At 59.7% G+C, this 7,067-nt stretch carries 4 protein-coding genes and 1 pseudogene; all 5 read right to left on the bottom strand.

What is annotated here, in order from left to right:
• Nucleotides 1-676 precede the first annotated feature (676 nt).
• Nucleotides 677-2,041 (bottom strand): efflux transporter outer membrane subunit, encoded by a 1,365-nt coding sequence (locus tag ACRAUW_RS15760; RefSeq protein ID WP_431363038.1) that lies wholly within the window; start codon nucleotides 2,039-2,041, stop codon nucleotides 677-679.
• A 2-nt stretch (nucleotides 2,042-2,043) separates the two neighbouring features.
• On the bottom strand, nucleotides 2,044-4,017 hold the full coding sequence (locus ACRAUW_RS15765) for a MacB family efflux pump subunit (protein WP_431363039.1): 1,974 nt from the start codon (nucleotides 4,015-4,017) through the stop codon (nucleotides 2,044-2,046).
• The gene (gene macA, locus ACRAUW_RS15770) at nucleotides 4,014-5,177 is read right to left on the bottom strand and encodes a macrolide transporter subunit MacA (RefSeq protein WP_431363040.1); all 1,164 of its coding nucleotides are present in this window, start codon (nucleotides 5,175-5,177) and stop codon (nucleotides 4,014-4,016) included. Before macA ends, ACRAUW_RS15765 begins: the two co-directional genes overlap by 4 nt.
• A gap of 238 nt (nucleotides 5,178-5,415) precedes the next feature.
• On the bottom strand, nucleotides 5,416-6,306 hold the full coding sequence (locus tag ACRAUW_RS15775) for a manganese-dependent inorganic pyrophosphatase (protein WP_431363041.1): 891 nt from the start codon (nucleotides 6,304-6,306) through the stop codon (nucleotides 5,416-5,418).
• 363 nt (nucleotides 6,307-6,669) lie between these two features.
• Nucleotides 6,670-7,067 (bottom strand): annotated as a pseudogene (locus ACRAUW_RS15780) (DNA repair protein RecN); the annotation flags it as partial.

The raw sequence follows: 7,067 nt of genomic DNA on the forward strand, positions 1-7,067 counted from the left end.
TCACTTGTTGTTTGCGATTAATTTTATCGTGCAGGATCAACTGCGTGATATCGCTCTTTGTATGCGTTGTGCAGATATTCGCTTCGGAGTTGAATCCGCCTCTCTCATGATTCACGGGGCGCCGCGCACCCTCTGCTGATGGAATATCCGGTAACCGTTATCTCCGGGCCGGGTGCGTTGCGTATTCCGGTGAAGTTGAACAGTGATTCCGGAATCTGTGAACACCATTTCCGGAAAGTATGCGGACAGGGGTTCTTCGAGCAGAAGCTGAGCTCTGAGGGGAGGCATCTTTTCGACTCACCGAACTAGCCAGCAGCCAAGCGCAGCCCGGCAGTTGTGGATCCAAGACGTTGGAACAGGACGGTTCATCTGACATCAGAGTACGTGCTCTGAGGTGTCCGGAATCGGTGTACACGCAGCTGGAATCAGCGTTCATTTTAAACCGGATTAGGTGTTCATTTTCGACCGGAATATGCATGCGTGAGGGATAGAGAGCGCCGCAAGGTATGGCAGGGATATTCAGGGTTGCCTATGCATGTAATTGGCTGCGCTGCCATAACTGCCCTTGATGATGAGCAATCGATATAGGCTGCACTGTGAGAGGGGAGGCCAGTATGGTGGATGGCGATGATATTCCCCACTCTGCCGGCAGAGTGGGGAATGGCCAGGTGAAGCGCTATCGGGGCGTCACGCTATCGCTGCCGCCCAGGGCGCGATAGATTTTGGCAGTGGTGGCGAGCTGCTCTTTTTGCTGGGCCAGCAGGCTCTGCTGGGCATCCCACAGCCGGTTCTGCTCATCGAGCCAGGCTTGCACGCCGGTCGCGCCCGCCTGGAAGCGAGCCTTGGCCAGCCGTTCGGCCTCCTGGGCATAACTCAGCTGCTCCTGCAGATAATCGAGTCGCTGCTGGCCGTAGTGGCGGGCGGCCAGATTGTCTTCCACCTCCACCAGTGCGGTGTAGAGCTGTTTGCGAAACTCGGTTTCAGCAATCTGGTAATCCAGATCGGAGCTTTCAATGGCGAGCTTGGTGCGGTTGTATTCAAGGAAGGGGAGGGCGAGGCTGGCCCCTAGCGTACCAACCGGATTTTGCAGCACCTGCGCCAATCTATCGGATGCGGTGCTGGCGCTGCCGGTCAGGGTCAGGCTGGGGTAGAAGCTGGTGCGGATCTCGTCCCCTTTTGCCAGCGTCTTGCGCAGCCGCAATTCGGCCGCTTTGACGTCGGGGCGGCGTGCCAGCACATCAGCCGGAATACCCACCGCAAGTTCAGGAATGGTCTGCTTTGCAAGGGAAGCGGGTGCATACTCCAGCGGCCCGCTGCTGCGGCCGAGCAACAGACGCAGGGCATTGCGAGCCTGCTCCTGCTGCGCCTTGAGGGAGGCCAGCTCAGCCTGTTTTCCTGCCAACAGTTGGCGTGCCTGCGCCAGATCAAGTCGGGTGATGGCGCCAGCCTGGTATTTGGTCTGGGTCAGCTGCTCGGTTCGGGACAGGTTGGCCAGCTGCTGTTCTCCGAGTGCGATGGCAGAGCCGAGATAGCCGAGCTGCCAATACTGCTCCAGGGTATTGCCGATCAGCAGTAGTCGGGTGCTGGCGAGATCCTGCTCGCTTGCTGCCGCCTCCCAGCTTGCCTGATCCCGCACCGAGGCAAGCTTGCCCCACAAATCCACTTCGTAACTGAGGCTCAGCGAGGGGCCCAGACTGTTGGTGCCTTTGCCGGTTTTCAGATCCTTGTTGCCATTGGCGGCGATAGTGCCATTGACCGAGGGGGTGAGGTTGGTATCGGCCTGCTCGGCGCCCAGTCTGGCACTTTTGAGCCTGAGGGCCGCCACACGCATGTCCGGGTTGGCGGCCAGTACCGCCTCGACCAGTTTGTCGAGCTGGGGATCATGAAATTCCCGCCACCAGGGGCCAGCCTGCGCAGCCAGTTGGGCGCCCTCTGCCTGTTGCCATGCAGGGGCGATCGCCAGCTCGGGTCTTTGATAGGTGCTGTGCTGACTACAGCCGCTGAGGGCCATGCAGAGAGCCAGCCAGGAGAGTTTGTGCATTGTTATTCCCTCGCCAGTGCGACAACAGGGTCGAGCCGCGCCGCATTGCGTGCCGGCAGGTAACCAAACAGGATCCCGATGAGTGACGAGCAGCCAAAGGCCATCAGGATTGAGAAGAGCGAGAACTGCATCTTGATGGAGTCCACCAGCAGTGAAAAGAGCGCGCCAATACCAAGCGAGAGGCCGACGCCGAAGATCCCCCCCAGCAGGCTCACCATCACGGCTTCAATCAGGAACTGCTGCAGAATATCCGACTGGCGGGCGCCTACTGCCATGCGAATGCCGATCTCGCGGGTGCGCTCCACCACCGACACCAGCATGATGTTCATCACGCCCACCCCACCGACGATCAGCGAGATCACCGCGATGGCCGAGACCATCAGGGTCATGGTCGCGGTGGTTTTCTCTACCGATTTGATGATGCTGTCGCTACTGAAGGTGAAGAAATCCTTCACCCCGTGGCGCTTGGTGATCAGCTCGATCACCGCCTGCTCGGCCAGTGCCGGTTGTACCCCGTCTTTGACCCGGATGGTGATCTGGCTGAAGTGGTGCTGCGAGATGAGGCGACTCATCACCGCGCTGTAGGGCAGCCAGATATTGACTGACTGGCTGGTGGGGCCAAAGCCGGTCTCCTGCGAAACCACACCGACAATCCGCACCGGCAAGGTGCCGACCAGTACCACCTTGCCGACCGGCTCCTCCTTGCCAAGCAGGCTGGTGATGCTCTTTTTGTCCACCACGGCAACGGCGGCACGCTGCTGGATATCTTGCCACTCCAGTAAGCGACCACTGACCAACGTCATCCCTTTCACCTTGAAATAGTCGTTGCCGACCCCGGTCACGCTGCCGCTGTTGGTCTTGTTGCGATAGCGCAACTGGCCGGAGCTGCCGATCTCTGGGCTGGCGCCCGCAAGATAGGGTTGCCCGAGCAGGGCATCGAGATCCCCCTTGTTGAGGGTCTGGATGCTGGCCATTTTCTCATCGCCCCATCCCTTGCCCGGGAAGATTTCGATGGTGTTGGTGCCCATCGCATTGATCTGGTCGATCACCTTGGCGCGCGCCCCCTGACCAAGAGCGACCACGCTCACCACTGCGGCGATGCCGATGATGATGCCGAGCATGGTGAGGAAGGTGCGCATCCGGTGGGCGAGCATGGCATGCATCGCCATCCGTCCCGCTTCCCGATAACGATCCCAGTCGTGGCCCATGGCACCTTTAGTGAGCACTATTTTTTGAGGGGCTGTGGCGGTGGCTGGAGCCAACACGGCCGTTTGGCAGGGGCCGCTATCTTGTTCAATCCGACCATCCTTGAGAGTGATGATACGGTCGGCATGGCTGGCCACGTTCATATCGTGGGTGACCAGAATGATGGTGTGGCCCTGAGCGTGCAGCTCCTTGAGGATCGCCATCACCTCCTTGCCGCTCTGGCTATCCAGTGCGCCGGTCGGTTCATCGGCGAGGATCACTTCGCCGCCATTGGCCAGCGCCCGGGCGATACTGACCCGCTGCTGCTGACCGCCGGAGAGCTGGCCCGGGGTATGGTGACTGCGATCGGCCAGCCCCAATCTGACTAGCAGCTGACGCGCGCGCGCCTGGCGATCCGGGCGGCTGGTACCGGCATAGACGGCGGGGATCTCCACGTTGGCGGCGGCATCGAGATGGGGCAGCAGGTGGTAGCGCTGAAAGATAAAACCGAAGTGGTGGCAGCGCAGCCGGGCCAGCGCCAACGCATCCATGGTGGCGGTGTCCTGACCGCGAAACAGATACTGGCCGCCGCTCGGGCTATCCAGACAACCCAGCAGGTTCATCAGGGTCGACTTGCCGGAGCCGGATGTGCCGACAATGGCGATCATCTCTCCTGCCGTGATGGTGAGGTCAAGAGGGTGGAGCACGGTGACTTCGCTGTCGCCGCTCTGGTAGCGTCGCTCGACCCCTTTCAGCTGGATCAACGGCAGCTGGTTCAGGGGCTCACTCATAGCATCACCGCCATCTCATCATTGTCGGCGGGTGCACCGTGATTGAGCTGCACCTCCTCCTTCTCACTCAGCCCGCTGATCACCTCAATGCGGATCTCATCCTTCATACCGGTCTTGATATGGCGGGTTTCGGTCGTCTCATCGTCCTTGATCACGGTGACTTCATACTCGTTATCACCCAGCGACTTGCCGAGGGCAGTTTGCGGCACAGTGAGCACCTGCTTGCGTTCGCCGAGCACTATGGTCACCTGGGTGGTCATTGCCACCCGCAGGGTATGGTCGGGATTGGGCACATCGAACAGGGCGTAGTAGTAGACAGCCGCATTGTTGGTGGTGGTACCGGTTGCAGCCTGATCGTTGATGTTGGTGGGCGCTAACTCTACGGCGCGTAATTTCCCCTGATAGCGGGTGTCCGGATCACCGATCAGGGTGAAGTAGACCGGCATGCCGGCTTTGACCTTGGTGACATCGGCTTCGGAAATTTGCGCCTTGACTGTCATGGTCTCGAGGTTGGCCAGCTTGAGCACGGTCGGCACTGTCTGGCTGGCAGCCAGGGTCTGGCCCTGACGGGTCACAATGCTGATGACGGTGCCATCCATCGGCGCCAGGATCTTGGTGTAGCCCAGCTCGGTCTTGGCCCGATCAACCTTGATCAGGGCGTTGTCGATATTGGCCTGACTGTTTTGCAGTTCGGCGCGGGTGACAGCCAGCAGTGCCTCGGCACTCTCCAGATCGGCCCGTGAGCTCGCCTCCTGCTTGAACATCTGCTGCTGGCGCCGCCAGGCGAGCTCGTTCTGTTTGAGTTGTGCCTGCTTGATCTTGAGCTGGGCGCGGTTGCTGGCGAGCTCCGCCTCGGCCGTCTTGAGGTTGTTCTGGGCAATCAGGGGATCGATCTCGGCCAACAGGTCTCCCTGTTTGACCTTATCACCGGCTTCGACGGCCAGCTTGGTGACCTGACCGGAGACCTGGGCCCCCACATCCACCTGCTCCACGGCCTGCAGCACGCCACTGGCCAGCACGGTCTGGGCGATATCCTCGCGGGTCACCTGAGCGGTCAGCATCGCCTTGGGGGGTTGACTTGGCCAGAGTAGCCAGCCGAGGAGCACCACGGCGATCAGCATGGTGATGGCCAGGGTTCTCTGCTTGGGGGTTATGTTCATCGATCACCTGAATGGAAACGGAAAAGGTTGTGCACGGCGATTATCCTGCAGCAAAGCCCTGATAAATAACAGCCGCAAATATGTAAGCAAAGTTATGGCGTTAACTGTCAATAAGCCGAGAAAAGAGTAAGCGAGAGACCGCAGTGGTGAGCAAGAGGATGGGGAGTACGGCTGGCGCTGGCGATGAAAAAGCCCTGCGCAGAGGCAGGGCTTTGGCATGGATTATGGAGCGTGAGGATCAGGCCTTGGCCAGCAGATCCATCACCCAGGGCAGACCCTGCTTCTTGCGGCTGACAAAGCCCGGGTGGTAGCTGGACTCTGCCGGTACTTTAGCGTGCTCGGTAAAGTAGATACGGCTGGCAGCCGCAGTCAGGTCAGTCACCATCAACACGAAGAAGTCGAGCCCTTCGCTCGCCACGCGCTGGGTCATCTCCTGCTGCAGGGCTGGCAGGTGCTCGGCCAGCTGCTGCTCGCTGCCCACTTCGATCTGGCTCATGATGAAGCTGCAACCTTCCGCCTGGAACGCTTTCTCATCCTGCTGCAGCAGTTGAGCCGGAGTCAGGCCGCTCAGGTCGGTTTTCGCCATCAGCAGCTGTTGGCCGAATTCGGCCAGTGATACTTCTGCCAGCGGTGCCAGACGCTCACAAGCGAGCTTGTCCTGCTCGGTGGTGGTCGGCGAGGTGAGACAGAGGGTGTCGCTCATGATGGCACCCAGCATCAGGCGAGCCTGGCTGCGGGTCACGGTGCCTTGCTGACTCAGCAGATCGAAGGCGATGGTGCAGGTGCAGCCGACGGCACGGATCCAGGCATCCAGCGGAGACTGGGTGACCAGAGTGCCGAGTCGGTGGTGATCCACCAGACCCAGTACATTGGCTTGTGTCAGTGTGGCAGGGCCCTGTTCCAGATCACTGAAATCCACCAGCCAGACATCTTCACCGGTCAGATCTTTGGTCAGCAACTCGGGTTCGCTGACGCCTGCCTGCTCCAGAATAAAACGGGTTTCGGTGCGCAGGTCACCCAGACGCCATGGGGTGGCCTGACGGCCCTGGCCATTGAGCCAGTCGGTGATAACCAGCGCACTGCAGATACTGTCGCTATCAGGATTCTTGTGACCAAAAACGTGGATCATAGACAAAGCCTCACAATTGGATACCCATAAAGGGGGGCAACACTATGCGAAATCCGTCACATGAAGGCAACCGGATCCTCGCCCATGTTGCTGCCAGCTTCGCCTAACTCGCCATTTTATTGATCTGGGTCGGTAATCCTGACGAGAGTTCGGTGCTCACAGTTGGCTATTGGCTATTGGCTATTGGCTATTGGCTATTGGCTATTGGCTATTGGCTATTGCTGATTGCTGATTGCTGATTGCTGATTGCTGATTGCTGATTGCTGGTTGCGCAGGCCATGGCTTCCGCCTGTGCCTGCGCAGTCAGCATGTTTGGTCAGCTCTGTCAGTCGCCATCGCTGCAAATCGGCTTTATTGCCTGATTCAGCGACGCAGCAGCTCGCGGGCATTGGCCAGAGTGTTGTCGGTGATCTGGTCGCCACCGAGCAGGCGTGCCAGCTCATTGAGGCGGGCATTCTGGTCGAGTGCATCCATCCGGGTTTCGGTGGTTTTGCCGTCGGTATGCTTGCTCACCACCATGTGCTGGTGGCCGTTGCCAGCCACCTGAGGCAAGTGAGTGACCACCATCACCTGAGTGGACTCCCCGAGCAGGCGCAGCAGGCGACCTACTACGGCGGCGGTCGGGCCGCTGATCCCCACATCTACTTCGTCGAAAATCAGGGTCGGGGTTGAGACTTTGCGGGCGCTGATCACCACGATGGCGAGACTGATACGTGACAGTTCACCGCCTGAGGCCACCTTGCCAAGCGGCTGGATCGGTT

This window comes from Aeromonas sp., assembly GCF_050633025.1.
In the GTDB taxonomy this organism is placed as follows: Bacteria; Pseudomonadota; Gammaproteobacteria; order Enterobacterales; family Aeromonadaceae; genus Aeromonas.

Bases quoted from the DNA above. Each gene is read 5' to 3' on its own strand.
- ACRAUW_RS15760 (WP_431363038.1), bottom strand. From the start codon at position 2,041: ATGCACAAACTCTCCTGGCTGGCTCTCTGCATGGCCCTCAGCGGCTGT.
- ACRAUW_RS15765 (WP_431363039.1), bottom strand. From the start codon at position 4,017: ATGAGTGAGCCCCTGAACCAGCTGCCGTTGATCCAGCTGAAAGGGGTC.
- macA (WP_431363040.1), bottom strand. From the start codon at position 5,177: ATGAACATAACCCCCAAGCAGAGAACCCTGGCCATCACCATGCTGATC.
- ACRAUW_RS15775 (WP_431363041.1), bottom strand. From the start codon at position 6,306: ATGATCCACGTTTTTGGTCACAAGAATCCTGATAGCGACAGTATCTGC.